This window comes from Aeromonas sp. QDB34 (assembly GCF_027705405.1).
GTDB classification, from domain to species: domain Bacteria; phylum Pseudomonadota; class Gammaproteobacteria; order Enterobacterales; family Aeromonadaceae; genus Aeromonas; species Aeromonas hydrophila.
Window position 1 is genome coordinate 1 of sequence record NZ_JAPDBT010000055.1, and the last position, 1,675, is coordinate 1,675.

The following is a 1,675-nucleotide window of genomic DNA, read 5'->3' on the forward strand; positions in this document are numbered from 1 at the left end:
CGGCGTTTTTCAAGATAGTTGTCGCGCAAAGCTGTTTTAAGCAGCCTCTTTCTGCTCCGGCTCGGGTTTCTCGGGCCGCTCCGGATTTAGCATCACGGCACCGATAGGTGTCCAGTCTCGCGTCTTGCCACTCCACCTCGCTGGGTGTTGTGCTCGGGCGGCCTGGTACACAGCATCCCGTTTCGCCAGCAGGGCTTTATCGTCACCCCGATGCCGCTCGTTGGGTGTGACGAAGCGGATACGGCTATGCCGGTGCTCTTCGTTATACCAGGCCATAAAGTCGCGCACCCACTCCCTGGCCGCTTCCAGACTGGCAAAGCCGTCTGATGGCCACTGCGGACAGTACTTCAGCGTCCTGAACAATGACTCCGAGTACGGATTATCGTTGCTGACCCGAGGCCGTCCCCGCGAGGGCGTGACACCCAGGTCATGCATCTTGGTCAGCAGCGTGACTGACTTCATTGGCGCGCCGTTGTCCGAGTGCAAGACCAGCGGCTGCTTCCAGCACTGCTCGCGGATGATGCTCCGTTGCAGCAACGCCGCCGCCCGTTCACCGCACTCTTGCTCATGCACTTCCCAGCCCACCCCTTTGCGGCTGTAGATGTCCTCTATCAGATAGAGGTAGTAATACTGGCCGCGCACGAGTGACGGCAAGTAGGTGATATCCCAGGACCACACTTGATTGGGCCCAGTCGCGGTATGGCTGGTTGGTACCGGCACATGACGCGGTGGCTGGCTCCGGCCACGCCTGTGCTGCTGGTCAGCCGCCCGCAAGATGCGATAGAAGCTCGACTCACTGGCCAAGTAGCGCCCCTGGTCGGCCAGCCGTGGCACAATTTGACTCGGCGGCAACGAGGCGAACTCCTGGCTATTGCAGACGTCCAGCACGGCCTGCCGCTCCTCTGGGCTCAATGCATGAGCAGGTATGGAACGAACCGCATCCGGTCGCCTATCGGCACTCAGCTCAGGCCCGGCCAACCAGCGCTGGAGCGTGCGCAGACTCAGCCCCAATACCTCGGCCGCAGGATGCTTGCGGGCGCCAGCTTCAAGCGCTTCGCGCCACCATGCAACGTATTGCTGCCGCTCTGGCAACGAGGTCAGTTGTCCTCGTCGACGTTGCTCCAGTAGGCATCGAGCTTTTTTTGCAATATCAGCAGAGCTGCCGCCTCGGCCAGGGCCTTGTCTTTGCGCCGCAGCTCTTGCTCCAGTTGCCGGATACGCTTCTTGTCCGCTTTGGCCTGTGCCTTCTCCGCCTGTTGTAAGGTACGAGCGGATTGCTGGCCCAGAATACAGGCTTGGCGCCATTGCTGGACTTGCTCGGGATAGAGACCCTTACGGCGGCAGTACTCACTGAGTTCAATCTCGGAAAGCGCAGCGGTTTCCAGCACGACGGCGAACTTGGCCTCGGCGGGCCATTCATCGGTCAGTTTGTTGTCCCCGGGCACAGGAGACCCTCCGTCTTTGGCGTGTTTGCGCCAATTATACAGAGTGACCTCGCTGATGTTTTCCTGCCGAGCCAACTCGGCCACCGACATATTGATGGGCGGCAGCAGCTTCTTGAGCAAAGCAGCCTTGCGCTCACTTGAATAACGAGCCATTCGACACTCTTTATCCGCCCCCGGTCTTCACATTTAGATTATTCAGATTAGGCGACAACTATTCTGACACCGGGGGC

Annotated in this window: 1 protein-coding gene; it reads right to left on the reverse strand. The window is 59.8% G+C overall.

The window, feature by feature from the left end:
• Positions 1-36: 36 nt before the first annotated feature.
• Positions 37-1,598, reverse strand: a protein-coding gene (locus tag OKC29_RS22960) for an IS3-like element ISAs20 family transposase (protein WP_088813959.1) whose coding sequence is annotated in 2 segments (ribosomal slippage) — positions 37-1,136 and positions 1,136-1,598 — 1,563 coding nt in all. Because the reading frame shifts where the segments join, the coding sequence is not laid out codon by codon here.
• Between the last annotated feature and the right edge of the window lie 77 nt (positions 1,599-1,675).